The organism is Streptomyces sp. SAJ15 (genome assembly GCF_007595705.1).
GTDB lineage: Bacteria > Actinomycetota > Actinomycetes > Streptomycetales > Streptomycetaceae > Streptomyces.
The window spans coordinates 135074-160072 of sequence record NZ_NISY01000015.1 but is presented as its reverse complement, the minus strand read 5'-3'; the positions used below and the strand labels follow the sequence as shown (position 1 = coordinate 160072).

At 71.8% G+C, this 24999-nt stretch carries 26 protein-coding genes, 1 tRNA gene, 1 pseudogene and 1 riboswitch; of the genes and pseudogenes, 14 read left to right on the top strand and 14 right to left on the bottom strand.

Annotated features, from left to right (window positions below; all coding sequences use genetic code 11):
- Positions 1-39: 39 nt before the first annotated feature.
- Positions 40-1311, bottom strand: a complete 1272-nt coding sequence (locus tag CD790_RS29170) for a DUF445 domain-containing protein (protein WP_260867986.1) — start codon at positions 1309-1311, stop codon at positions 40-42.
- Between the two features lie 472 nt (positions 1312-1783).
- Here CD790_RS29170 and CD790_RS29165 point away from each other — a divergent pair, with 472 nt between their 5' ends.
- From CD790_RS29165 to rdgB, 3 genes are all read left to right on the top strand, one after another.
- The gene (locus tag CD790_RS29165) at positions 1784-3106 is read left to right on the top strand and encodes an SGNH/GDSL hydrolase family protein (RefSeq protein ID WP_260867972.1); all 1323 of its coding nucleotides are present in this window, start codon (positions 1784-1786) and stop codon (positions 3104-3106) included.
- 156 nt (positions 3107-3262) lie between these two features.
- The gene (locus tag CD790_RS29160) at positions 3263-3682 is read left to right on the top strand and encodes a hypothetical protein (protein ID WP_144386358.1); all 420 of its coding nucleotides are present in this window, start codon (positions 3263-3265) and stop codon (positions 3680-3682) included.
- A 20-nt stretch (positions 3683-3702) separates the two neighbouring features.
- Positions 3703-4305, top strand: coding sequence for an RdgB/HAM1 family non-canonical purine NTP pyrophosphatase (rdgB, locus tag CD790_RS29155; protein WP_144386357.1), 603 nt, complete (start codon positions 3703-3705; stop codon positions 4303-4305).
- Between the two features lie 181 nt (positions 4306-4486).
- On the opposite strand, the gene CD790_RS29150 is transcribed toward rdgB, so the two are convergent.
- Both CD790_RS29150 and bcp read right to left on the bottom strand, forming a co-directional pair.
- A tRNA-Leu gene (locus tag CD790_RS29150) sits at positions 4487-4570 on the bottom strand.
- A gap of 55 nt (positions 4571-4625) precedes the next feature.
- Positions 4626-5093: a thioredoxin-dependent thiol peroxidase gene (gene bcp / locus CD790_RS29145; protein ID WP_144386356.1), complete on the bottom strand. Its 468-nt coding sequence runs from the start codon at positions 5091-5093 to the stop codon at positions 4626-4628.
- 178 nt (positions 5094-5271) lie between these two features.
- Between bcp and CD790_RS29140 the strand changes: the two genes are divergently transcribed.
- From CD790_RS29140 to CD790_RS29130, 3 genes are all read left to right on the top strand, one after another.
- Positions 5272-5592 (top strand): DUF3618 domain-containing protein, encoded by a 321-nt coding sequence (locus CD790_RS29140; protein WP_144386355.1) that lies wholly within the window; start codon positions 5272-5274, stop codon positions 5590-5592.
- 73 nt (positions 5593-5665) lie between these two features.
- Complete coding sequence (locus tag CD790_RS29135; protein ID WP_144386354.1) at positions 5666-6007, top strand: co-chaperone GroES; 342 nt, start codon at positions 5666-5668, stop codon at positions 6005-6007.
- An 89-nt stretch (positions 6008-6096) separates the two neighbouring features.
- Positions 6097-6162: riboswitch (guanidine-III (ykkC-III) riboswitch) on the top strand.
- A gap of 30 nt (positions 6163-6192) precedes the next feature.
- Positions 6193-6513, top strand: a complete 321-nt coding sequence (locus CD790_RS29130; RefSeq protein WP_144386353.1) for a multidrug efflux SMR transporter — start codon at positions 6193-6195, stop codon at positions 6511-6513.
- Between the two features lie 133 nt (positions 6514-6646).
- On the opposite strand, the gene CD790_RS29125 is transcribed toward CD790_RS29130, so the two are convergent.
- Positions 6647-9604: a transglycosylase domain-containing protein gene (locus tag CD790_RS29125; RefSeq protein ID WP_313956547.1), complete on the bottom strand. Its 2958-nt coding sequence runs from the start codon at positions 9602-9604 to the stop codon at positions 6647-6649.
- Between the two features lie 263 nt (positions 9605-9867).
- Here CD790_RS29125 and CD790_RS29120 point away from each other — a divergent pair, with 263 nt between their 5' ends.
- The 4 genes from CD790_RS29120 to CD790_RS29105 all read left to right on the top strand — a co-directional run bounded on the left by CD790_RS29120 (position 9868) and on the right by CD790_RS29105 (position 13486).
- Entirely contained in the window at positions 9868-10668 is an 801-nt protein-coding gene (locus CD790_RS29120; protein WP_144386352.1) for an ABC-2 family transporter protein, read from the top strand.
- Between the two features lie 337 nt (positions 10669-11005).
- Positions 11006-11770 (top strand): ABC transporter permease, encoded by a 765-nt coding sequence (locus tag CD790_RS29115; RefSeq protein WP_144386411.1) that lies wholly within the window; start codon positions 11006-11008, stop codon positions 11768-11770.
- 45 nt (positions 11771-11815) lie between these two features.
- A complete protein-coding gene (locus CD790_RS29110; protein ID WP_144386351.1) occupies positions 11816-12781 on the top strand; it encodes an ATP-binding cassette domain-containing protein in 966 nt (321 codons plus the stop codon).
- 54 nt (positions 12782-12835) lie between these two features.
- Entirely contained in the window at positions 12836-13486 is a 651-nt protein-coding gene (locus CD790_RS29105; protein WP_144386410.1) for a DUF1707 domain-containing protein, read from the top strand.
- A 99-nt stretch (positions 13487-13585) separates the two neighbouring features.
- On the opposite strand, the gene rph is transcribed toward CD790_RS29105, so the two are convergent.
- Together rph and CD790_RS29095 are read right to left on the bottom strand one after the other, a co-directional pair.
- Positions 13586-14323, bottom strand: a complete 738-nt coding sequence (gene rph / locus CD790_RS29100) for a ribonuclease PH (RefSeq protein WP_144386350.1) — start codon at positions 14321-14323, stop codon at positions 13586-13588.
- A gap of 101 nt (positions 14324-14424) precedes the next feature.
- On the bottom strand, positions 14425-14658 hold the full coding sequence (locus CD790_RS29095; protein WP_137307076.1) for a glucose PTS transporter subunit EIIB: 234 nt from the start codon (positions 14656-14658) through the stop codon (positions 14425-14427).
- Between the two features lie 343 nt (positions 14659-15001).
- On the opposite strand from CD790_RS29095, the pseudogene CD790_RS29090 reads away from it, so the two are divergent.
- Both CD790_RS29090 and CD790_RS29085 read left to right on the top strand, forming a co-directional pair.
- A pseudogene (locus CD790_RS29090) lies at positions 15002-15148 on the top strand (PTS lactose transporter subunit IIC); the annotation flags it as partial.
- Positions 15149-15392: 244 nt separating this feature from the next.
- The gene (locus CD790_RS29085) at positions 15393-16652 is read left to right on the top strand and encodes a PTS transporter subunit EIIC (protein WP_144386349.1); all 1260 of its coding nucleotides are present in this window, start codon (positions 15393-15395) and stop codon (positions 16650-16652) included.
- 135 nt (positions 16653-16787) lie between these two features.
- On the opposite strand, the gene CD790_RS29080 is transcribed toward CD790_RS29085, so the two are convergent.
- The 8 genes from CD790_RS29080 to clpS form a co-directional block, all read right to left on the bottom strand.
- Complete coding sequence (locus tag CD790_RS29080; RefSeq protein WP_144386348.1) at positions 16788-17540, bottom strand: MBL fold metallo-hydrolase; 753 nt, start codon at positions 17538-17540, stop codon at positions 16788-16790.
- 313 nt (positions 17541-17853) lie between these two features.
- Complete coding sequence (locus CD790_RS29075) at positions 17854-18804, bottom strand: PLP-dependent cysteine synthase family protein (protein WP_144386347.1); 951 nt, start codon at positions 18802-18804, stop codon at positions 17854-17856.
- Positions 18804-19091, bottom strand: a complete 288-nt coding sequence (locus CD790_RS29070) for a MoaD/ThiS family protein (RefSeq protein ID WP_144386346.1) — start codon at positions 19089-19091, stop codon at positions 18804-18806. The genes CD790_RS29075 and CD790_RS29070 overlap by 1 nt, the downstream gene beginning before the upstream one ends.
- A 107-nt stretch (positions 19092-19198) precedes the next feature.
- The gene (locus CD790_RS29065) at positions 19199-19315 is read right to left on the bottom strand and encodes a putative leader peptide (RefSeq protein ID WP_313956546.1); all 117 of its coding nucleotides are present in this window, start codon (positions 19313-19315) and stop codon (positions 19199-19201) included.
- A 124-nt stretch (positions 19316-19439) separates the two neighbouring features.
- The gene (locus CD790_RS29060; protein WP_144386344.1) at positions 19440-19865 is read right to left on the bottom strand and encodes a Mov34/MPN/PAD-1 family protein; all 426 of its coding nucleotides are present in this window, start codon (positions 19863-19865) and stop codon (positions 19440-19442) included.
- 119 nt (positions 19866-19984) lie between these two features.
- Complete coding sequence (locus tag CD790_RS29055) at positions 19985-21472, bottom strand: amino acid permease (protein WP_144386343.1); 1488 nt, start codon at positions 21470-21472, stop codon at positions 19985-19987.
- A 345-nt stretch (positions 21473-21817) separates the two neighbouring features.
- Positions 21818-22471 carry a DUF2017 domain-containing protein gene (locus CD790_RS29050; RefSeq protein ID WP_144386342.1) on the bottom strand — a complete coding sequence of 218 codons (654 nt, stop codon included), beginning with the start codon at positions 22469-22471 and terminating at the stop codon, positions 21818-21820.
- The gene (gene clpS / locus CD790_RS29045) at positions 22471-22773 is read right to left on the bottom strand and encodes an ATP-dependent Clp protease adapter ClpS (protein ID WP_186319288.1); all 303 of its coding nucleotides are present in this window, start codon (positions 22771-22773) and stop codon (positions 22471-22473) included. The genes CD790_RS29050 and clpS overlap by 1 nt, the downstream gene beginning before the upstream one ends.
- Before the next feature lie 139 nt (positions 22774-22912).
- Between clpS and CD790_RS29040 the strand changes: the two genes are divergently transcribed.
- Together CD790_RS29040 and CD790_RS29035 are read left to right on the top strand one after the other, a co-directional pair.
- Entirely contained in the window at positions 22913-24241 is a 1329-nt protein-coding gene (locus CD790_RS29040) for a nicotinate phosphoribosyltransferase (protein ID WP_144386340.1), read from the top strand.
- Positions 24242-24394: 153 nt separating this feature from the next.
- Entirely contained in the window at positions 24395-24982 is a 588-nt protein-coding gene (locus tag CD790_RS29035) for an isochorismatase family protein (protein ID WP_144386339.1), read from the top strand.
- The last annotated feature ends 17 nt before the right edge of the window (positions 24983-24999 follow it).

The window sequence follows — 24999 nt, the reverse complement described above, 5'->3', positions numbered from 1 at the left end:
CCCGAGCACCCCACGGCGCGGCCGAGGCCGCGGCCGGCGTCAGCCGCCCAGGGCGTGGGACACCGTGTAGATGCACAGCCCCGCCAGGGCGCCCACCACGGTGCCGTTGATGCGGATGAACTGGAGGTCCCGGCCGATGTGGGTCTCGATCTTGCGGGAGGTGTGCTCGGCGTCCCAGCCGGCGACGGTCTCGGTGATCAGAGAGGTGATCTCGTCCCGGTAGGTGGTCACGACGTAGACCGCCGCGTCCTCCAGCCAGCCGTCGACCTTCGCCCGCAGCCGCTCGTCGGTGCTCATCCGGGCTCCCAGCGACAGGATCGAGGCGCGCGCCCGCAGCCGCAGCTCGCTGCGCTCGTCCTCGGCGGCGGCCACGATCATGGCGCGGACCGCGTTCCAGGCGGAGGCGATCAGCTCCTGCACCTCCCCGCGCCCGAGCACCTCCGACTTCAGCCGCTCCACCCGGGCCCGGGTGTCGGGGTCGGACCGCAGGTCGGCGGCGAAGTCGGCGAGGAAGCGGTCGACGGCGCCGCGGGCCGGGTGGTCCGGCATGTCGCGCATCTCCCCGACGAACCGCAGCAGTTCCTTGTAGACGCGCTCGCCGACCTTGCGGTCCACGAAGCGGGGCGTCCAGCCGGGCGCGCCGCCGACGACCGCCGTCATGACGGAGTCGCCGTGCCGCGTCAGCCACTCGTGGGCGCGCACGCACACCAGGTCCACCGCCCGGTGGTGGCCGCCGTCGGCGACGACCTTGTCCAGCAGCGCGCCGAGGCCGGGGGCGATCTCCTGCGCTTCGGCCCGCCGGGTGATGGCCTCGCCCACGACGGCCTGCACATCGGAGTCGCGCAGCACGGTGAGCGCGCCGCGCAGCGCGGTCGCCAGCTCGGCCGTCACCCGGTCGGCGTGGGCGGGCTCGGACAGCCAGGTGCCGAGCCGCGCGCCGATGCCGACCGCGCGCAGCCGTAGCCGCACCACCTCGGCGGAGAGGAAGTTGTCGCCGACGAACTCGCCCAGGTTCACCCCCAGCTGGTCCTTCTTGGTGGGGATGATCGCGGTGTGCGGGATGGGCAGCCCCAGCGGCCGCCGGAACAGCGCGGTGACCGCGAACCAGTCCGCCAGCGCGCCGACCATGCCCGCCTCGGCGGCCGCGGCCACATAGGCCGCCCAGGCGCCGGCACCGGCGCTCCCGGCCCAGGTGGCGAGCGCGTACACGGCGGCGACGGCCAGCAGCAGCCCGGTCGCGAGGGCCTTCATCCGGCGCAGTCCGCGCCGCTTCTCCGCGTCCGCCGGGCTGTCCACGGTGAAGCCGGTCATCGCCACGGTGGCCTCACCCGCATTCGTCCGCTCCATCCGCTCCACCCGTTCACGCCGCCTCTTCGTGCATTGTGCACATCCGGACCACTCCCGGAGCGTGCCGCGGGCTCCCGGCGCCGCGTGAGGCGGGCCCGCGCCGACTCCCCGGGCCCCCCGGCCGGCCCCACCGTCGGGGCGCCCGACAGCCGACGGCCACCCCGGCCGCCACCGCCGTCAGGCGGCGAGCACACGCGCGGCGGAACGCGCCGCGGGCTGCTCGCGTCTGACCGGGCGAGTGGTCGGCGCGGATCCGCCGGGGCGCCGGCGGGTCGCGCCACCCACCGTGGGATCATGTGGCCCGCCCGCGCGCAACGCCGCCGCGCGGCCGCCGCATACCGCCGTACGTCCGTGCACCCGTGCGTCACGCACGTCACCGCACGTCCCGACCGCCCGAGCCGCCCGGCTCCGCCTGCCCGAGGAGAAACGCCCGCCCATGAGCGCGCCCCCGATGCCGAGACGTACGGTGTTCGCCCTGATGGCGGCCCTCGCGGCGGTGGCGGTCCTGGTGGCGACCGCGATATTCGTCGGGACGGGGCGCGGCGAGGGCGACCTGGGGGCCGGCTCCCGCGGGCACCGCGGTCCGGCCACGCCGGCCTCCGGGGGCGGCTGGGTCGGCAGTTGGTCCGCCTCGCCGGCGGCCGCGGAACCGGACACGACCGACGGCTACGCGGGCATGTCGATACGGAACGTGGTCCACCTCAGCGTCGGCGGCAGCAGCGCGCGGATCCACCTGTCCAACCTCTACGGCTCCCGCCCGCTGGACATCACCCACGCCTCGCTCGCGGTGGCCGCCGCGCCCGGCACCCCCGGCGCGGCCGCCGGCACCATGCGCCGGCTCACCTTCGACGAGGGCACCGCGGTCACCATCCCGGCGGGTCAGGCCGTGCGGAGCGACCCGGTGCGGCTGAACATCCCGGACGCCGCCGACCTGCTCGTCACCACCTACTCCCCCACCCCCTCGGGCTCGGTCACCTACCACCCGCACGCCCGCCAGACCTCCTACCTGGCGCACGGGAACCGCGCGGCGGACACCATGGGCGCCGCCTACACCGAGCAGAGCCCGTACTGGCGCTATCTGACCGCCGTCGACGTGTGGAGCGAGGACGCCACCGGGGCGGTGGCCGTGCTCGGCGACTCGATCACCGACGGCATCTCCTCCACCGCCGGCACCAACCGCCGCTGGCCCGACTTCCTGGCCCGACGGCTGCGCGAGGAGCCGGGCGCGCCCCGCTACGGCGTGCTCAACCAGGGCATCAGCGGCAACCGGGTGCTCAGCAGCGGCCGGAACTTCCCGCCGGACAACCCCAGCGCGCTCAGCCGCTTCGACCGTGACGTCCTGTCCCGCACCGGTGTCAAGGTCGTCATCATCGAGTTGGGCGTCAACGACATCCTGCGCAATCCGCATGTCACCGACCCCGACGAGATCGTCTCCGGGCTGCGCACGCTCACCCGTCAGGCGCACGCCCGCGGGCTGCGCGTCATCGGCGCCACCCTGATGCCCTTCGAGGGCCACCGCGGTTTCACCCCCGAGCTCAACGCCGTGCGGGAGGGCGTCAACGCGCGGATCCGCTCGGGGAACGTCTTCGACTCCGTGGTCGACTTCGACGCCGCCCTGCGCGACCCGGCCCACCCGCTGCGGCTGCTGCCCGCGTACGACTCGGGCGACCATCTGCACCCCAGCGACGAGGGATACGCCGCCATGGCCCGGTCGCTGAACCTGCGACAGCTCCAGGGCGTGCCCACCGCCGCGCTCTGAGCCGCATCCCCGAGCCGGAGCCCTGAACCGGAGCCCCGAGCCAGAGCTCTGAACCGGCCCCCTGAACCGGAGGCAACCGCGCGCGGGGTGCCCTGCGTTTAGGGAAGTAACAGGTACGCGGGCTTCCGCCCGCCGCCGCTGGGGAGGGGACCACCCATGGCCACGCGCCGCGTTCAGCACCGCACACACCGCCGCCGGAACACCGCCACCGCGCTCGCCGCGGCCGCCGTAATCGCCCTCGCCGGGCCGGCCCTGGTCGGCTGCGACACGGTCCAGAAGGCCCTGGACTGCGCCCAGCTGGCGGTCGAGATCTCCAACGACGTGGACGACCTCCAGGACGCGGTGACCGGCGCGGCGGTCAACCCGGAGGACGCGGACAAGATCCTGGACACCCTCAACGAGGACATCGACAAGATCTCGGACAAGACCGACAACGCCGACGTCGAGAAGGCCGTCGAGGACCTGCGGAAGGCCGTCGACAACGTGCGGACGGCGATCGACGAGGGCAAGGCGCCCGACCTGAAGCCGGTGACGGACGCGTTGGGCGAGCTGACCGATGTCTGCTCGCCCGGCTAGGGCATCGATAATCGGGTCCCATGACACGCTTGATCCTCGCCACCCGCAACGCCCACAAGGTCACCGAGCTGCGCTCGATCCTCACCGGGGCCGGCCTGGACGTCGAACTCGTCGGCGCCGACGCCTATCCCGAGATCCCGGACGTCAAGGAGACCGGCGTCACCTTCGCCGAGAACGCCCTGCTGAAGGCGCACGCCCTGGCCCAGGCCACCGGTCTGCCGGCGGTGGCCGACGACTCGGGGCTGTGCGTGGACGTCCTGGGCGGCGCCCCGGGCATCTTCTCCGCCCGCTGGGCCGGCCGGCACGGCGACGACAAGGCCAACCTGGACCTGCTGCTGGCCCAACTCGGCGACATCGCCGAGGAGCACCGCGGGGCGCACTTCGCCTGCGCCGCGGCGCTGGCGCTGCCGGACGGCGAGGAGCGGGTGGTCGAGGGCCGGCTGGAGGGCACGCTGCGCCACGAGCCGGCGGGCTCCGGCGGCTTCGGCTACGACCCGATCCTTCAGCCGCTGGGGGAGAGCCGGACCTGCGCCGAGCTGACGCCGGAGGAGAAGAACGCGATCAGCCACCGCGGCAAGGCGTTCCGGGCGCTGGTCCCGGTGGTGCGCGAACTGCTCGGCTGACCCGGTCGCCGGCCAACACCACGGGCCCGGACCGTCGTTGTCGGTCCGGGCCCGTGGTGCGCGAACGTCGCCCGGCTCGGGGCCGTGGCGCGCGATGAGGACGCGTCGACCCGGTCAACGCGCCGTGCCGTGGACGCGCCTCACGGCGCGGCACGGCACGTGCGGCGCGGAACGCGCGATGTGCGGCCGGAGGGACTCGAACCCTCACGGGTGTTACCCCACTGGGACCTAAACCCAGCGTGACTGCCAATTCCACCACGGCCGCCAGCCGCCAGCCATCGTATCGGGCCACCGGCGCGGCGGGCAGGCGGGCGTCCTGGCTAGAGCCCCAGGTCCTTGATGATCTTCGCCACGTGGCCGGTCGCCTTCACGTTGTACAGCGCCCGCTCCACCTTGCCCTCCTCGTCCACGACGACGGTGGAACGGATGACGCCGGTGACGGTCTTGCCGTACAGCTTCTTCTCGCCGAAGGCGCCGTACGCCTCCAGCACCGCCTTGTCCGGGTCGCCGAGCAGGGTGACCCCGAGCTCCTCCTTCTCGCGGAACTTCGCCAGCTTCTCCGGCTTGTCGGGCGAGATGCCGATCACGTCGTAGCCGTGGCCGGCGAGGAAGTCCAGGTTGTCGGTGAAGTCGCAGGCCTGCTTGGTGCAGCCGGGGGTGAGCGCCGCCGGGTAGAAGTAGACGATCACCTTGCGGCCGGCGTGGTCGGCGAGCGAGACCTGCTTGCCGTCCGCGTCGGGGAGGGTGAAGGCGGGGGCGGTGTCGCCGGGCTTGAGTCGCTCGCTCATGGCTCTCCTCGTCGGGGGTGCGCCGGGCACCGATCGTGTCCGGCGGGCGCGCTGCGCCGCACTCCGAGCCTAGCCAGCCGGGCAAACGGGGGTGCTGTGGGGCACGGACGGGACAGAGCTGACAGACTGTCCACCACGGAATGCTCGGGATCGACGGACTTGTGACGGAGGCAGCGCGGTGGCGGATGGCAGGACCCCTGCGCAGATCGAGGCGGACATCGCCCGCAGGCGGCAGGAGCTCGCCGTGACGCTCGACGAGATCGGCGTCCGGGTGCACCCCAAGACGATCATCGGCGACGCCAAGGCGAAGGCCGCCGAGACGGTGGACCGCACCGCCGGGCGGGCGTACGTGGCCGCCCAGCGCGCGGTCACCCAGGTGCGCGGCCAGCTGGTCGCCGAGGACGGGTCCCCGCGGATGGAGCGGATCGTCCCGGTGGCGCTGCTCGCCGTCGGGGTGATCGGCCTGCTGGTGACCTCCTCGCGGCGCCACGACGCGTGAGCGGCGCGCACCGGGGCGCGGCTGTGCCCCGCCTGTGGCGCGGCCGTGCCCCTCGGACAGGTACGGTCTTCGCGTGAGTACGAACACGTCCCATGACAAGCTGCCCATCCGGATGCTGCACGACCGGGTGCTGGTCCGTACCGACATCCCGGAGGGCGAGCGGCGCTCGTCCGGCGGCATCGTGATTCCGGCCACCGCGGCGGTGGGCCGGCGGCTGGCCTGGGCCGAGGTGGTCGCGGTCGGGCAGAACGTACGCACCGTGGAGCCGGGCGACCGGGTGCTCTACGACCCGGAGGACCGGGCCGAGGTGGAGGTCCGCGGGGTGGCCTACGTGCTGATGCGGGAGCGCGATCTGCACGCGGTCGCGGCCGAGCGGCTGGAGGGCTCCGAGGACTCCACGGGGCTGTACCTGTAACGGCGCCCGACGCGGCGACGGCGTCCCACGCGGCGCCGACGCGCTACGAGACGAGGGTGGTGACCTGGGTCATCACCCTTTTTTCGTGCCCTTTGCTACGGTCGGAACCACCCCGACGAGACGCGCCGTACCGGGTCAGGCAAAGACGACGCACCCCTGTCGTCCACGCACCCGGAGGTGCCGTCATGGCCTGGATCCTGCTCGTCGTCGCCGGACTGCTGGAGGTCGGCTGGTCGGTCGGGATGAAGTACACCGAGGGCTTCACCCGGCTGTGGCCCAGCGTCTTCACCGGTGCCGCGATCGTCGCCAGCATGCTGCTGCTCGCCCAGGCCGCCAGGAGCCTGCCCATCGGCACCGCCTACGGCGTCTGGGTGGGCATCGGCGCCGCCGGCGCCGCGGTGCTCGGCATGACGCTGCTGGGCGAGCCCGCCACCGCCGCCCGGGTCTTCTTCGTCGCGCTGCTGCTGGTGGCCGTGGTCGGCCTCAAGGCGACCTCGGGCCACTGACCCGGCACGCCGGACCCGTAGCGGGCCGGAGCCGGTACGGGCCGGAGAGCCCGTACCGCAACGGCCCGGGAGCCCGTACACGACCGAGGGGCCGCCGCCTGTCACCAGGCTGCGGCCCCTCGCGCGTACGGCGCTAGAAGAGCGTCGGATCGGTCCCCGGATCCCCCGGCTCCTCCGTCCCGGTGCCGCCCGGCCCGCCCGGGCCCCCGGTACCGCCCGTGGGCGGCAGGGTGGGCGGGGTGAAGGTGGGCAGCTGGGTGGGCAGCGTCGGCGGGATGAGGGTGGGCTCGGTGGTCGGCGGCGTGGTGGGCGCCTCCGTCGTCGGCGGTGCCTCCGTCGTCGGCGGCGCGGTGCTGGGCTCGTCGGTCGGCTCGGTGGTGGTCGTGGCCGGCGGGATCTCCGGCACCGCCGGGCCGCCCTCCATCTCCAGGTCGAACTCCTTGGCCGGCTTCCCCTTCAGGGCGTCGGCGGTGTACGCGGCCCAGATCTGGGCCGGGTAGCCGCCGCCGTTGATGCGCGGCAGGCCCGTCGCCCCGTAGAGCGGCTTCTGGGCGCCGGTGTTGGAGTCCTGGCCCATCACCGCGACCACGGTCGCCAGGTCGGGGGTGAAGCCCGCGAACCAGGCGGCCTTGTCCTCCTCCGCGGTACCGGTCTTGCCCGCCGCCGGACGGCCGGCGGCCTTGGCGTTGTAGCCGGTGCCGCCGGGCGACTCCACGACGCTGCGCAGGATCGAGGTGGTGGCGTCGGCCGCGGAGCGCGGCACGGCCTGGCGGCTCGGGTCGCGGTCCGGCAGCTGAAGCTCCGAGCCGTCCTTGGTGATCTTCGTGACGAGGATGTGTCCGCCGCTCTTGCCGTGGTTGGCCAGGGTGGCGTACGCCTCGGTCATGTCCAGGACGCTGGCGGTGGCGGTGCCGAGCGCGATCGAGGGGTACGGGTTGAGGTCCGGGGTCTTCTCCGGCAGCCCCAGCTCGATCGCGGTCTCCTTGACCTTCTCCGGGCCGACGTCCACCGCCATCTGGGCGTAGACCGAGTTGACGGACTTGTCGGTGGCCTTGGTGACCGTGACCGGCCCGTAGTTCGCGTGGTCCTCGTTCTCCGGGGCGTACCTACCGCCCGACCAGCCCACGACCGGGCGCTGGCTGGTGCCGTCGTAGACGGTGTTCGGGGTGATCCGGACGCCGTCCTGGGTGGTGGAGCCGTTCTGCGAGGCCGAGGTGAAGACGAACGGCTTGAAGGTGGAGCCGACCTGGTAGTCACGCCGGGTGGCGTTGTTGACGAACTGCTTGGTGTAGTCGACGCCGCCGTAGAGCGCGACGACCTTGCCGGTCTTCGGGTCGATCGACGCGCCGCCGGCACGCACGTACCGGTCCACCTTGCGGTCCTTGCTGAGCTTGCTCAGCAGCTGGCCCTGGACCGCGTCGACGAAGGCGGTCTGCCGCTTCTTGTCGATGGTGGTGGTGATGCGGTAGCCGCCACGCGCCAGCGTCTGCTCGTCGATGACGCCGCTGCTGATCAGGTAGTCCTGGACGGCCTCGACCAGGTAGCCGCGCTGGCCGGACATGCCGGACTGGGGGCGGAGCTTGCCGGGGGTCGGGAACTTCGCCTTCTCCCGCTCGGCGGAGTCCAGCCAGCCCTCCTTGACCATGCCGTCCATCACGTACGCCCAACGGGCGGTGGCCGCCTTCTTGCTCTGCGGGTGGGCCACCACGTCGTAGGCGCTCGGCGCGTTGAGCAGCGTCGCCAGGTACGCGCCCTCCGCGGTGGTGAGCTTCTCGACGTCCTTGCCGTAGTACTCCTGCGCCGCGGCCTGGATGCCGTACGCGTTCCGGCCGAAGTAGCTGGTGTTGAGGTAGCCCTCGAGGATGTCGTCCTTGCTCACCTCGTTGTCCAGCTTTATGGCGATGAAGAACTCCCGCGCCTTACGGGTGACCGTCTGATCCTGGTCCAGGTAGTAGTTCTTGACGTACTGCTGGGTGATGGTGGAGCCGGACTGCTTGCCCTTGCCGGTGGCGGTGTTCCAGGCGGCGCGGAGCATCGCCGCGGGGTTGACCGCGGACTCGGAGTAGAAGTCCCGGTCCTCGGCGGCCAGCACGGCCCGCTGCACGTTCTTGGGGACCTGGCTGAGCTTGATGTTCTCCCGGTTGACCTTGCCCTGGCGGGCGAGCACGGAGCCGTCCGAGTAGAGATAGACGTTGCTCTGCGCGGTCGCCGCGGCGTTGGCCTTGGGGATGTCGACGAGCAGGTAACCGGTCACCAGGGCGCCGCCGATGAGCAGCACGATCAGCAGGAAGGCGCCGAGCACCATCCGCCAGGTCGGGACGAGCCGGCGCCAGCCGGTGCGCTTGGGGCGGGTGCGCTTGGCCTTGCCCTTGCCCTTGCCGTCCTTCGCGCCCTTGGCGCTCTTCCCGTCGCTCGCGGCGGGGCCCGCGGCGGCGGCCGCGGAGGCCGCCTCGGTCGTGGCCTGGGCCGTGGCGGCCGGCTTGGCGGCCGGCTTGGCGGCGGGCATGGCGCGGGTGGCGGCGTCCGGGGAGGCGCCGCCGGCCGCGGCGTTCTTGGCGACGGCGGCGTTGAGAGCGTCGAGCGCGCTGGCGTTACCGGCGGAGGGGCCGCCGGCGGGGGGCACCGGGCCGCCCGCGGCGGACGCGGCGGGGGCGGCGCCCGGCGTGGGCTTGGGGACCCGCGGCGGGGTGGCCGCCGCGGCCGGCTTCGCCGGCGGCGCCGGGGCCCGGTTCGGGGTCGGGGCCTGGGCCGGCTTCGGGGCCGGGGCCTGGGAAGACCTCGGAGCCTGGTTCGGGACGGGCTTCGGAGCCTGGGTCGGGGCCGGGGGCACGGTCGGCTTCGGCGCGCCCCCGGAGGGCCGCTCGCTCATCTCGCCACGTCGCGCACCGGCCGTGCCGGACCGCTCACCACCGTCGCTGTCGCCGCCCCGCTCACGCGTGTTACCGACGGCCTTGCCGCCGCCGGTGGTGCTGTCCTTCCGGGAAGCCCAGGGGGTATCGGAGCGGGAACCAGAGTCGGAGGCGGAACCGGAAGCCTGCTCGCCGCCGTCCTTCGACCGTGGGGGTTCCTGCTTGTGGGGCTCGTCGCTCATGTCTCCTGAGACTCCTCGGCCGCCGCCGGAGGTTCCACGGCGACGGAATGGTGGCGTGTCGGGCGATTAGCGTGGTACGCCCCATAAGACACTGTCGCATCATCCGTTCTGCGACGGTGGTGGTGGAGCCCACCTGTGACAGCTCTGTAACCGGCCAGAAGGGTGAGCTCCATCACTCCCACCGGTGAAATTACCTGGAAGTCCTTCCGACCTTCGCCCTAGGCTCCTGAACTTCGGTGCAGCCCGGAGGGAGGGGCGGTCACATGCGGCTGTACGCGTCCGTCGCGAAGAGCGGGTTCAGACGCTACGCGACGTACCGGATCGCCACCGCGGCAGGGGTGTTCACCAACACCGTCTTCGGTTTCATCTGGGCCTACACCTATACCGCACTGTGGGACCAGCGTCCGCACCTCGGCGGTTACGACGTGTCCCAGGCGATCACCTTCGTCTGGGTCGGACAGGCCCTGCTGGCCACCGCCGCGTTGATGGGCGGCGGCTTCCAGGAGGAGCTCCAGGAGCGGATCAGGACCGGCGACATCGCCGTCGACCTCTACCGCCCGGTCGACCTCCAGTTGTGGTGGCTCGCGGGCGACCTGGGCCGGGCGCTCTTCCAACTGCTGGCCCGGGGCGTGGCACCGATGGCCTGCGGGGCACTGGTCTTCGAACTCGCCCTGCCCACCGCCCCGCTCACCTGGCTGGCCTTCCTGCTCTCGGTGACGCTGGGCGTGCTCGTCGGCTTCGCGGTGCGCTACCTCGTCGCGCTCGCCGCGTTCTGGCTGCTCGACGGCTCCGGGCTCAACATGCTCAGCGGCCTGCTCTGCCTCTTCTTCTCCGGGATGATCCTGCCGCTCAACCTCTTCCCCGGCACGCTCGGCGAGATCGCCCGGGCGCTGCCCTGGTCGGCGATGCTCCAGGTCCCCGCCGACGTGCTGCTCGGCCGGCACCGGGGCGCCGGGCTGGCCGAGGCGCTGGCCTTCCAACTCGGGTGGGCGGTGGTACTGCTGGCCGCCGGCCGCGCGCTCCAGTCCCTCGCCACCCGGAAGGTGGTCGTCCAGGGTGGCTGACGACATTCCTCCCCACGAGGGCGCCCCGAGCCCGCCCACGGGGCCCGCGCGGGCCGGTGGCGGCGTACTCCCGTACGGGGACGGGAACGGCCCCCAGACGGCCGCCGGCGGCTTATCCGGGGACGGCTTATCCGGCGATGGCACATCCAGGGACAGCGCAACCGGGGACAGCGCAACTGGGGACAGCGCAACCAGCGACAGCACAACCGGGGACGGCGCAACCAGGGACAGCGCATCCCAGGATGGCGTGTCCAGGGCCGGCCTCTCCGAGGACCGTCGCGGCGGGCGCCTCGACCAGGCGCGACAGGGGCTGCGGGCGTACGGGCTCATCGTGGCGATGTGGGTGCGCTCCACGATGGCCTACCGCACCTCGTTCGTGATCATGACGCTGGGTAATCTGATCGCCAACGCCCTGGACTTCGTCGCGATCACCCTGATGTTCTCGCACGTGGAGGCCCTCGGCGGGTTCTCGCTGGCGGAGGTGGCCTTCTTCTACGGGACCAGCTGCACCGCCTTCGGCCTGGCCGACCTGCTGTTCGGCAACCTGGGCCGGGTGGGCCGGCGGGTGCGGGACGGCACGATGGACAGCCTGCTGGTGCGGCCCGCGCCGATCCTCGCCCAGGTCGCCGCCGACCGCTTCGCGCTGCGCCGGGTGGGCCGGCTGATCCAGGGCCTGCTGGTGCTGGTCTGGGCGACATCCCGCATCGACGTCGACTGGACCTGGGACCGGCTGCTGCTCCTGCCGCTCATGGTGGTCGGCGGAACGGCCATCTTCGGGGCGGTCTTCGTGGCCGGGGCGGCCTTCCAGTTCTGGGCCAACGACGCCTCCGAGGTGCAGAACTCGTTCACCTACGGCGGCAACGCGCTGCTCCAGTACCCGCCCACCGTCTTCGCCACCGAGCTGCTACGCGGCGTCACCTTCGTCATCCCGCTGGCCTTCGTCAACTGGCTGCCCGCGCTGTACATCCTGGACCGGGACGACCCGACGGGCCTGCCGGACTGGGCCGCGTTCGGGGCGCCGCCGGTCGCCGTCGGCTGCTGCGCGCTGGCGGGGCTGGCCTGGCGGGCGGGGCTGCGGGCGTACCGCAGCACGGGCAGCTGAGCGTGGCCGGGAGTCGAGAAGGCGCGAGAAAGGAGACGCCGGGACATGTCCGGGCGGGACGGGTTCATCGAACTGGACGGGGTGGAGAAGGTCTTCGTGGTGCGCCGCAGGAAGGGCCTGCTGCGGCGGGAGCGACGCGAGGTGCGGGCCGTGGACGGCATCAGCTTCCGGGTGCCGCGGGGCGAGATGGTGGGTTACATCGGCCCCAACGGCGCGGGGAAGTCGACGACCATCAAGATGCTCACCGGCATCCTGGTGCCCAGCGGCGGCCGGCTGCGGGTCGCCGGGGTCGACCCCTCGCGCGACCGCTCCCGGCTGGCGCACCGCATCGGCGTGGTCTTCGGGCAGCGCACCACGCTGTGGTGGGACCTGCCGCTGCGCGACTCGTACGCGCTGGTGCGGCGGATGTACCGGATCCCGGACCGCCGTTACCGGGAGAACCTGGAGCGGTGCGTGGAACTCTTGGACCTGGCGGAGCTGTTGGAGGTGCCGGTGCGGCAGCTCTCGCTGGGGCAGCGGATGCGCGGGGACATCGCGGCCGCCCTGCTGCACGACCCCGAGGTGCTCTACCTCGACGAGCCCACCATCGGTCTCGACGTCATCAGCAAGGCGAAGGTGCGGGGTTTTCTGCGGGAGGTGAACGCCGAGCGCGGCACGACGGTCCTGCTCACCACCCACGATCTGACCGACATCGAGCAGTTGTGCCGGCGGGTGATGGTCATCGACCACGGCCGACTGGTGTACGACGGCGGGCTCGACGGGCTGCACGCGGTGGGCGAGAGTGAGCGCACGCTGGTGGTCGACCTGGAGCGGGAGCTGCCCCCGATCGAGGTGCCGGGCGCCCGCACGGTCCGGGTCGAAGGCCCGCGCCAGTGGCTGGCCTTCCCGGCGACCGGCAGCGCCGCCCCGATCGTCGCGGCGGTCGCCGACGGCTATCCGCTGGTCGACCTGTCGGTGCGCGAGCCCGACATCGAGGATGTGATCGCTCGGATGTACGCCGGCCCTCGCTAGGCTGACGACATGACAAGCGCCACCCCGCCTCCGGAGCCCTCGCACCACCCCGAGATGCGGGCGTCCGACGCGGAACGGGAGCGGGTGGCCGAGGCGCTGCGTGAGGCCGTCGCCGAGGGGCGGCTGGACATGGACGAGTTCACGGAGCGGCTGGACGCCGCCTACCGGGCGCGCACCCACGGCGAGCTGGAGCCGCTCGTCCGGGATCTGCCGGCCCCGGGCACCGTCGCCCCGGTCGCCCGCCCCGCGCCCGCCGTGTCCGCACCGGGCGACCGCGTCGGCGGCCCGCCCAGCTCCAGGCGCGGCATCGCCGTCATGGGCGGCTTCAGCCGCAGGGGCACATGGACCGTGGCCCGGCGCTTCACCGCCTTCGCCTTCTGGGGCGGCGGCGAGATCGACCTGCGCGAGGCCCGCTTCGAGGAGCGCGAGGTCGTCATCCGCTGCTTCGCCCTCATGGGCGGCATCGAGGTCACCGTCGACCCCGACGTCGACGTCCAGGTCAACGGCGTAGGCATCATGGGCGGCTTCGACCACAGCGGCTCCGGCCAGGGCACCCCCGACGGGCCCCGCGTCATCGTCACCGGCCTCGCCCTCATGGGCGGCGTCGGCGTCCAACGCAAGCTGCCCAAGGCCGAGCTGAAGCGCCTGAAGGCAGAACGCAGGGAACTCAAGGCCCGCCGTAGGGAGAGCGGCCGGGACGACTGACCTCCGCCCGAGGGTCCGGGCCTACGCGGGTGCCTCGCTCCGCACCCGGAGGGCGCCGGGGCACCCCGAGCGGTCGGGGCACCCCGGTCGGGGCCGCGGTCAGCCTCGGGTGGCCGCGGCCAGGGCTTCGCGCTGAAGCTCGGTCAGCCGGCCGCAGCCGGCCACCGCCAGGTCGAGGAGGCCGTTGAGCTCGTCGCGGGCGAAGGGCTCACCCTCGGCGGTGCCCTGGACCTCGACGAAGCGGCCGTCGCCGGTGCAGACGACGTTCATGTCGGTCTCGGCGCGGACGTCCTCCTCGTAGCAGAGGTCGAGGAGCGGGACGCCGTCGACGATGCCGACGCTGACGGCGGCGACGGTGCCGGTCAGCGGCTGCCGGCTGGCCTTGATCAGCTTCTTCTCCCGGGCCCAGGAGACGGCGTCGGCGAGGGCGACGTAGGCGCCGGTGATGGCGGCGGTGCGGGTGCCGCCGTCGGCCTGGAGGACGTCGCAGTCCAGCACGACGGTGTTCTCGCCGAGCGCCTTGTAGTCGATGACGGCGCGCAGCGAGCGGCCGATGAGGCGGGAGATCTCGTGGGTCCGGCCGCCGATCTTGCCGCGGACGGACTCGCGGTCGCCGCGCGTGTTGGTGGCGCGCGGGAGCATCGCGTACTCGGCGGTGACCCAGCCCTCACCACTGCCCTTGCGCCACCGCGGGACGCCCTCGGTGACGCTGGCGGTGCACAGGACGCGGGTGTCGCCGAAGGAGATGAGGACCGAGCCCTCGGCGTGCTTGCTCCATCCGCGCTGGATGGTCACGTCGCGTAGCTGGTCCGGGGTGCGGCCGTCGATGCGAGACATGGGCATGAGCCTATCGGCTACGCCGAGGGCCCCGTTCCGGTGTGCGGAACGGGGCCCTCGGGCGGCATGGCCTCAGCGGCTCACCGGCGTGGCTCGGCGGCTCACATCATGTCCTCGATCTCGGCGGCTATCGGGTCCGCGTCGGTGCCGATGACGACCTGGATGGCGGTGCCCATCTTCACCACGCCATGGGCGCCGGCGGCCTTCAGAGCGGCCTCGTTGACCAGCGACGCGTCGGCGACCTCGGTGCGGAGGCGGGTGATGCAGCCCTCGATCTCCTCGATGTTGTCGATACCGCCGAGCCCGGCGACGATCTTCTCTGCCTTGCTGGCCATGGCCACTCCTGATTGTTCCGGCCCTTCGGCGACACCGACGAGCGGTTTTCATACGTTAACCACGTTTAGCCCAACTTCGCAGGCGTAGGTCCGCCGCCTGGCGAATGATGGCGATCACCCGGCGCGGCGGCCGAGAGGATCCGGAACATACCAGCGCAGAAGTGGTCTACACCATTATGCGGCACGCGTGGCCGGCGACCTCCGCCGGGAGGGCGAGACGAGTTCCTCCCGCGCGACCCCGGCGCCGAGCGCACGGCCCGTCCGGCGCGACTGGGGACCGGCCACACCGGCGCGCGCTCCAGAAGACGGGGCGCGGTCTGCGGCCGCCAATCAGCAGCCCCCCCAACCCTGGATGATCATTCCGATCGGCGCATGTTTCGCCGTCCGCCATTACGCGGTCTTCCGCTTTGCGATCACGAAATTCGATCTCCCCACTCCGGGCCGGGAGCCCGACGCCGAGGCACTGGAAGAGCGGAACAGCCTGGGCTGAGCGGGGCGTTCGGGCCCCGGGCGGCCGGCCGGCGGACGGCGGCGGGGCCGCCTCGCGGCGGGCCTCGGTACCCTCGTTCGGGGACCGGACACCACTGTGCTCCAGTCCACATGGAACGATGGATTCCTTTGGATTCCTTTATCCGAACCTCACGTGCTACAACAGGTCTAAACCACAAGTGGTGTAGACCATAGAGCGGGCTGTCCCCCTTCCCCCGAGTGCCCGCCTCGCCAGGAGGAATCCGATGAGTACGGCCACCGCCACGGCGGCGCCCGCGCCCGCGAAGAAGAAGTGGGGCTCCGGCCTGATGCAGGGCCTGCAGAAGGTGGGTCGCAGTCTGCAGCTGCCGATCGCCGTCCTGCCCGCCGCCGGCATCCTGCTCCGCCTCGGTCAGAAGGACGTCTTCGGTCCCGACGGCCTGGGCTGGGACAAGGTCGCCTCCGTGTTCTCCACCGCCGGTGACGCGGTCTTCGCCAACCTGCCGCTGCTGTTCTGCGTCGGCGTGGCGATCGGATTCGCCAAGAAGGCCGACGGCTCCACGGCGCTCGCCGCGCTGGTGGGCTTCCTGGTCTACAAGAACGTGCTGACCGCCTTCCCGGTCACCGAGGCGGTGGTCCAGAAGGGCGCGGACACCCCGGCGACCTACAACGACCCCAAGGTCTTCGGCGGCATCATCATGGGTCTGCTGTCCGCCGTGATCTGGCAGCGATTCCACCGCACCAAGCTGGTGGACTGGCTGGGCTTCTTCAACGGCCGCCGGCTCGTCCCGATCATCATGGCCTTCGTGGGCACCGCCATGGGCGTGCTCTTCGGTCTCGTCTGGGAGCCCATCGGCGACGTCATCACCGACTTCGGCGAGTGGATGACCGGTCTGGGCGCCGCCGGCGCCGGCGTCTTCGGCCTGGTCAACCGCGCCCTGCTGCCGATCGGCATGCACCAGTTCGTGAACACCGTGGCCTGGCAGGAGATCGGCTCCTTCAAGGACTCCACCGGCGCGGTCTGGCACGGCGACCTGAACCGCTTCTTCCACGGCGACCCGACCGCCGGTCAGTTCATGGGCGGCTTCTTCCCGATCATGATGTTCGCCCTCCCGGCGGCGGCCCTGGCGATCGCGCACTGCGCCCGCCCCGAGCGCCGCAAGGCCGTGCTGGGCATGATGATCTCGCTGGCGCTGACCTCCTTCGTCACCGGCGTCACCGAGCCCATCGAGTTCGCGTTCATGTTCCTCGCCCCGGCGCTCTACGTGGTCCACGCGGTGCTCACCGCCGTCTCCATGACCCTGACCTGGGCCCTCGGCGTGCACCACGGATTCACCTTCTCCGCCGGCGCGATCGACTACTTCCTGAACTGGAACCTCGCCAGCAAGCCATGGATGATCATCCCGATCGGCCTGGTGTTCGCGGCGATCTACTACGCGGTCTTCCGCTTCGCGATCCTCAAGTTCAACCTCGCCACCCCGGGCCGTGAGCCCGAGGAGGAGATCGAGGACATCACCAAGGCGTAGGCCGCGGAGCTCCCCGGAGCGCCCCGAGACGGCGAAGGGCCCGGACCACCACCTGACAGGGCGGTCCGGGCCCTTCGCTCGTTCCCGCGCCTCCGCCGGCGCGGGGCCCGCTGCCGCCCGTCCGCCGCCGGTGCGCTACAGCTCGTAGACCGCGCCCGCCTTCGCCAGCTCCACCGGCCCCTGGAAGACCTCCTGCGCGTCCCGCTGGTTGATCTGCGGGTCCGTCCACGGCGGGATGTGGGTCAGCACCAGCGAGCGCACCCCGGCCCGCTCCGCCTGCTCGCCCGCCTGGCGGCCGTTCAGATGCAGCTCGGGGATGTCCTCCTTGCCGTGCGTGAAGGCCGCCTCGCACAGGAAGAGGTCCGCGCCCACGGCCAGCTCGTGCAGCGCCTCGCAGGGCCCGGTGTCCCCGGAGTACACCAGCGTCCGGCCGCCGTGCTCGATACGGAAGCCGTACGCCTCCACCGGGTGGTCCACCCGCGCGACGCGCACCGTGAACGGGCCGATCTGGAAGGTGCCCGGCCGCAGCGTCCGGAAGTCGAAGACCTCCCGCATCGACGACGCGTCGGGCACGTCGTGGTACGCCGCCACCAGCCGCGCCTCGGTCGCCTCGGGGCCGTAGACCGGGATCGCCGGGGCCCGCCCGCCGTCGTGCCGGTAGTAGCGGGCCACGAAGTAGCCGCACATGTCGATGAAGTGGTCGGGGTGCAGATGGGAGAGCATCACGGCGTCGAGGTCATAGAGACCGCAGTGGCGCTGGAGCTCACCCAGGGACCCGTTGCCCATGTCGAGGAGCAGCCGGAAGCCGTCGGCCTCGACGAGATAACTCGAACAGGCCGATTCCGCGGACGGGAACGACCCCGAGCATCCGACGACGGTGAGCTTCATGAAGCAGGAACCTCCTTGAGGGGTCCCCATGCCGATGGCCAGGGGCGGATCCGGGGGGTCATGCGGTGCCCCCGAGAGTAAGCCGCGAATGTGCTGGTCGGCCCTCCGCCGGCCGGGGTTGTGGGGGAAGTCACCGGTTAGGACGCGTCCGGCGCCGCGATCGCGCGCCGCGACGGTGCGGGGCGACGACGCGGCGCGGCGCGGCGCCCCGCGATGGGGGCGCGACGGTGCGCGACGGGGAGCGCGGCGCCGCGCCGCGCCACCGCGCGAACCGCCCGGCCCGTCGCACGGGCCGGGCGGAGGCTGCCCGCGGTCAGGCCCAGAGCTGGCCGTGCAGCGTCTCGACCGCCTCGTCGGTGGTGGCCGCGGTGTAGACGCCGGTGGACAGGTACTTCCAGCCGCCGTCGGCGACGATGAAGACCACGTCGGCGCTCTCTCCCGCCTTCACCGCCCGGCGGGCCACGCCGAGGGCGGCGTGCAGCGCGGCGCCGGTGGAGACGCCGGCGAAGATGCCCTCCTGGGCCAGCAGTTCGCGGGTGCGGGCCACCGCGTCCTCACTGCCGACGGAGAAGCGGGAGGTGAGGACGGAGGCGTCGTAGAGCTCCGGGACGAAGCCCTCGTCCAGGTTGCGCAGGCCGTAGACGACGTCGTCGTAGCGGGGCTCGGCGGCGACGATCTGGATGCCCGGGACGTGCTCGCGCAGATAGCGCCCGACGCCCATCAGCGTGCCGGTGGTGCCGAGGCCCGCCACGAAGTGGGTGATGGACGGCAGGTCGGCGAGGATCTCGGGACCGGTGGTGGCGTAGTGCGCGCCCGCGTTGTCCGGATTGCCGTACTGGTAGAGCATCATCCAGTCCGGGTGCTCGGCCGCCAGCTCCTTGGCGACCCGCACGGCCGTGTTGGAGCCGCCGGCGGCCGGGGAGGAGATGATCTCCGCGCCCCACATCGCGAGCAGCTGGCGCCGCTCCTCGCTGGTGTTCTCCGGCATGACGCACACGATGCGGTAGCCCTTGAGCTTGGCCGCCATGGCGAGCGAGATGCCGGTGTTGCCGCTGGTGGGCTCCAGGATGGTGCGGCCGGGGCGCAACCGGCCGTCCTTCTCCGCCTGTTCGATCATATGGAGCGCGGGGCGGTCCTTGATCGAGCCGGTCGGGTTGCGGTCCTCCAGCTTGGCCCAGATCCGGACCTCCGGGGAGGGGGAGAGTCGCGGCAGCCGCACCAGCGGGGTGTTGCCGACCGCGGCCAGCGGACTGTCGTACCGCATTACCGCATTCCGCCGGCGACGGCGGGGAGGATGGTCACGCTGTCGCCGTCCGAGAGCTCGGTGGAGACGCCGGACAGGAAGCGGACGTCCTCGTCGTTGAGGTAGACGTTGACGAAGCGCCGCAGCTCGCCGCCGGCCGCCTCGTCGATCAGCCGGGACTTGATGCCGGTGTGCCGGGTGTCGAGGTCGGCGAAGAGCTCGGCGAGCGTCGCCCCGTTGCCGACGACCGCCTTCTGGCCGTCGGTGTAGGTGCGGAGGATGGTCGGGATGCGGACCTCGATGGCCATGGAAGGCTCCTGTCGGAGTGCGGAGTGGGAGCGGTCGGCCCGCGGGCCGGTGGCGGGAAGGACAAGCGGTCACGCGGTACGCAGTACCGGGGACGCGCTCGCGGCGCTCAGGCCGCGGCGCCCTGGTACCGACACATCGCGCTGGCGAGGCGGCACAGGTCGACGTGCAGCCGCGCCACGAGCAGCATGCCCGGCGTCTTCTCGCTCACGTCAAACGAAACCATGCGGTCATCGTATCGATTCCCGTTCACCCGACCGGAGGGACGTCCCGGAATGCGGACGGCCATCGACCGTTCCGCGAGACGATATGGCGGGTGGGCCGCCCACGGCGGCACGGGCTCGTACGCCTCAGTACTCCTTGACGACCTCCACCGCCTCCTCGGTGACCTCGCCGTTCACGATCCGGAAGGAGCGGAACTGCACCGGCCCCTCCTCGTTGCCGCAGTCGGCCGTGGAGACCAGCACATAGTGGGCGCTGGGCTCGTTGGCGTAGGAGATGTCGGTGCGCGAGGGGTGGGCCTCGGTGGCGGTGTGCGAGTGGTAGATGACCACCGGCTCCTCGTCCCGGTCGTCCATCTCGCGGTAGAGGCGCAGCAGGTCGGTCGAGTCGAACTCGTAGAACGTGGGCGAGCGGGCCGCGTTGAGCATCGGGATGAACCGCTCGGGCCGGTCGCTCCCGGCCGGCCCCGCGACCACGCCGCAGGCCTCGTCGGGGTGGTCGGCACGGGCATGCGCGACGATCTGGTCGCGCAGCGCCTGGGTGATGGTCAGCATGGCCAAAGAATAGAAGAGCGCGCAGCGCGCGCAGCGCCCGGTTGAGGGCGGTGGGGGGAGACGGGTGGGCGGGCTCCGGATCTGAGATCCGGAGCCCGCCTACCGAGATGCCGACCGGGTTACTTGGAGCTGCCCGGCGTGGCGTCCTGCGGCTCGCCCGCGACGGCCGGCTGCGGCTTCCGCTGGCCGAGCTGCGGGTTGGCGCGGCGCAGCAGGACCCAGCCGATGCCCAGGGCCACGGCCCAGACGGCGCCGACGTACAGGGAGACCCGGCTGTCCTTGTCGTAGGCGATCATGCCGGTGACGCAGACCAGGAAGAGGAACGCGACCCAGCTGAAGACCGCGCCGCCGGGGGCGGGGAAGGACGAGGCCGGGAGCCGGCCCGCCTTGACCGCGGAGCGGTAGCGGATGTGGCTGAGCAGGATCATCATCCAGGTCCAGATGCCGGAGGCGGTGGCGACCGAGACGACGTAGGTGAACGCCTTCTCCGGGACGACGTAGTTCAGGACCACGCCGATGCCCATGAGGATGACCGAGACGGTGATGCCGACGGCCGGGGTCTTGCGGGCGTTGAGCTTGCCGAAGACCTTCGGGGCCTCGAAGTTGTTGGCCAGGTCGCGCAGCATACGGCCGGTGGAGTACATGCCGGAGTTGCAGGACGACAGGGCCGCGGTGAGGACCACGAAGTTGATGATGCCCGCGGCGAGCGGGATGCCCATCTTCTCGAAGCCGTGCACGAAGGGGCTCTGGCCGGCGGAGAACTCGGTCCACTTGACGACCGCGAGCAGGACCGCCAGGGCGCCGACGTAGAAGACGATGATGCGCCAGGGCAGGGTGTTGATCGCCTTGGGCAGGGTCTCCTTGGGGTTCTCCGACTCGCCCGCGGTGACGCCGACGAGCTCGACCGCCAGGTAGGCGAACATGACGCCCTGGAGGGTCATCAGGCTGTCGCCGATGCCGTTGGGGAACATGCCGCCGTGCGACCAGAGGTTGGACGGGGTGGCGGTGTCACCGGCGTCCGAGAAGCCCAGCGTGAGCACGCCCAGGCCGATGACGATCATGCCGATGATCGCGGTGACCTTGACCATCGAGAACCAGAACTCGACCTCACCGAAGATCTTCACCGAGATCAGGTTGACGCCGAAGAGCACCACCAGGAAGACCAGTGCGCTCACCCATTGCGGGATGTCCGGGAACCAGAAGTGGATGTAGATCGCGGCGGCGGTGAGCTCCGCCATGCCGGTCACGATCCACATCAGCCAGTAGGTCCAGCCGGTGACATAGCCGAAGAACGGGCCGAGGAACTCACGGGCGTACTCCGAGAAGGAGCCCGAGACCGGCCGGTAGAGGAGCAGCTCGCCGAGCGCTCGCATGATGAAGAAGATGATGACGCCCGCGAGGGCGTACATCAGGATGATGCTGGGGCCCGCCTTGGCGATGTTCGCCCCGGCCCCCATGAAGAGGCCGACGCCGATGGCGCCGCCGATGGCGATCATCTGGACCTGGCGGCTGCCAAGCCCCCGCTCGTAGCCCTCCTCAGGCGTACTGCCCGCGGCCCCATTGCCGGTGGCGTCGTCTTCGTGTCGCGCGACCTGCACTGAGGTCATGTGTGTGCGCCTTTCTCCATGCCGACCCGGCCCTAAGGCTCGGATCGGGTCCCGATCCCCCCGGATGGATGGAGTGCTTCCGGCGATCCGCCGGTCCTAGCGCCCCCGCGGGACAGGGGTGGCGTCTCGCAGGCGGTCGTGAAGATTTATCACGCCTGCAACAGTGATCCGGATGGGCGGTTGTGGTGCACACCACAAGAAAAAGCGGACAAACGTTCCACGCGTCAGCGAAAAGGGTAGGCCAGGTGACAGGATCGTTATTCGGACTTGAGACTCCCCTGAGAGGACACCTGTCTCACATGTCCAAAATTCGCCTGTTATCGAGCGATATAACTCATGCCCAACTCATGTCATGAGTGTTTCTACGAGTGACTCCTGCAAGCCGCCGAGCCAACGGTACGCCAAGGCGATCGGCTTGCGTGGGTCGGCCTCCGGTAGCAGCAGTTCCGACCCGTCGTCCTCGTCCGTGACCTCCAGCCGGGTGCCGATGGCCAGCCGCAGGTCGTTGAGCGCGCCCAGCCACCGCCTGCTCTCGTCCGGGTCCAGCTCCAGCACCGCCTCGCCCCCGGCGAGCGCGACGCCGTCCGCGGAGCCCCGCCCGCCGTGGGTCAGCCCGTCCAGCGCCCGGACGACGGCGAGGGCGTCATCGCGCTTGCGGGCCCGCAGGTCGTTCTCGGTGTAGCGGCGGAACTCGGCCGAGGCGATCCGCGCCTCCTCCAGCGCCCTGCGGGCCTCCGGATCGTCCCCCTCCACCGCGCCGGCCAGCTCCGGGCCGCCATAGGCGTCCGGGAACAGCCGGGCCAGGGCGGGGTCCGTGGGCGGCTCACTGGGCCCCTCGGCGAAGAGGGCGGCCAGCGGGTCGTCGCCCGCCACCGGCTGCTCGCCGGGGCCGATCAGCTCCAGCAACTGCACGGCGAGACTGCGCAGAATGGAGATCTGGACGTCGTCCAGGGCGATGACCGCCCCGCCGCCGGGCAGCGGCTCGAAGTACCCCGTCATCAGCGGTCCTGCTGGAGGGTGGCCCACAGGCCGTACCCGTGCATCGCCTGCACGTCGCGCTCCATCTCCTCGCGGCTCCCGCTGGAGACGATCGCCCGGCCCTTGTGGTGGACGTCGAGCATCAGTCGGTGCGCCTTGTCCTTGGGATAGCCGAAGTACGCCTGGAAGACGTAGGTCACATAGCTCATGAGGTTCACCGGGTCGTTGTGGACCACCGTGACCCAGGGAACGTCGGGTTCGGGTACGGCCGCAGCCGCCTCGCTCGACTCGGGACGTTCGATCTCCACCGGTGCGACACTCACGGTTCCATGCTGCCACCAGGGGGTGGTCGTCGCACAAACGGGGCCCGGGAACACCCGCGCCACAGAACGGGAACGCCCGTGCGACAGAAGGCGATCCAATCTCGTCACTTTGACGAGATTGGGAGTAACATCAACGACCATGAACACTGCGGACCTGGGGCTGCCGGTGACCGTGCCCTCGACGGCGCTCTTCACCGACCGGTACGAACTGACGATGCTGCAGGCCGCGCTGCGGGCCGGCACCGCCGACCGGCCCTCCGTCTTCGAGGTCTTCACCCGCCGCCTCCCCGAGGGCCGGCGCTACGGCGTCGTCGGCGGCACCGGCCGGGTGCTGGACGCCGTGGAGAACTTCCGCTTCGACAGCGGCGTCCTGGACTTCCTCGCCGCACAGCGGATCGTCGACGAACCCACCCTCGCCTGGCTGGCCGACTACCGCTTCCGCGGCGACATCTGGGGCTACCCCGAGGGCGAGGTCTACTTCCCCGGCTCCCCCGTGCTGCGCGTGGAGGGCACCTTCGCCGAGGCGGTGCTGCTGGAGACGGTGGTCCTGTCCATCCTCAACCACGACTCGGCGGTGGCCGCCGCCGCGTCCCGGATGGCCGTCGCCGCCGGCGACCGGCCGCTGATCGAGATGGGCGCCCGGCGCACCCACGAGCTGGCCGCGGTGGCCGCCGCGCGCGCCGCCTACGTGGGCGGCTTCGCCTCCACCTCCGACCTCGCCGCCGGCTTCCGCTACAACATCCCGACGGTGGGCACCAGCGCCCACGCCTTCACCCTGCTGCACGACAGCGAGCGGGACGCCTTCACCGCGCAGGTCGCCTCGCTGGGCAAGGGCACCACGCTGCTGGTCGACACCTACGACGTCGCCGAGGCGGTCCGCACCGCCGTCGACCTCGCCGGGCCCGACCTGGGCGCGGTGCGCATCGACTCCGGGGACCTGCTGCTGCTCGCGCACCGGGTGCGCCAGCAGCTGGACGACCTCGGCGCCGAGAAGACCAAGATCGTGGTCACCAGCGATCTGGACGAGTACGCGATCGCCTCGCTGGCGGCCGCGCCGGTCAACGCGTACGGGGTCGGCACCCAGCTGGTCACCGGCAGCGGCCACCCCACCTGCGCCATGGTCTACAAGCTGGTCGCGCGGGCCGGCGGCGGCGGGCCGGACATGCCCCTGGAGCCGGTGGCCAAGAAGTCCCTGGGCGGCAAGACCTCCGTCGGCGGCCGCAAGTGGGCCGCGCGGCGACTGGACGCGGACGGCGTGGCCGAGGCGGAGGTGATCGGCTCCGGCCCGGTCCCGGACGAGCTCGTGGACCGGCAGCTGCTGGTGGAGCTGGTGCGGGGCGGGAAGATCGTCGGCCGTGAGCCCCTGGACGCGGCCCGGGACCGGCACATCGCGGCGCGGGCCGGGCTGCCGATGTCGGCGACCCAGCTCTCCCGGGGCGAGCCGGTGCTGCCCACCGAGTACCTGTGAGGCGGGCCCGGCGATGGTGAGCCTCATGTCCCCTCTGCCCACTCCCGGATCCCCCCGGGAATGTATACCCTCAGTTACACCCGCCGCGGACACGTCCGTCACGGGCCGCGCCGCGCCCCGGTCCTGTCCGCCCGCAGTCGGAAGGCAGGCGTCATGCATCGCGCTCTGATCGTCGTCGACGTGCAGAACGACTTCTGTGAGGGCGGCAGCCTCGCGGTGGCCGGCGGCGCCGACGTCGCCGCCGCCATCACCGACCTGATCGGGGCGACCACTCCCGGTTACCGGCACATCGTGGCCACCCGCGACCACCACATCGCCCCCGGCGACCACTTCTCCGACCAGCCCGACTATGTGCACAGCTGGCCGGCGCACTGCGTGGCCGGCACCGAGGGCAGCGGCTTCCACCCCAACTTCGCGCCCGCCATCGCCTCCGGCGCCATCGAGGCCGTCTTCGACAAGGGCGCCTACACGGCCGCCTACAGCGGCTTCGAGGGCGCCGACGAGAACGGCACCCCGCTCGCCGACTGGCTGCGGGCGCGCGAGGTGACCGAGGTCGACGTGGTCGGCATCGCCACCGACCACTGCGTCCGCGCCACCGCGCTGGACGCCCGGCGTGAGGGCTTCACCACCCAGGTGCTGCTGGACCTGACCGCCGGCGTGGCGGAGGAGACCACCGAGCGGGCCCTGGAGGACCTCCGGGCGGCCGGCGTCGAGCTGTCCGGCAAGCCGGTGGTGGGCTGAGACCGCGGGGCGGCGGC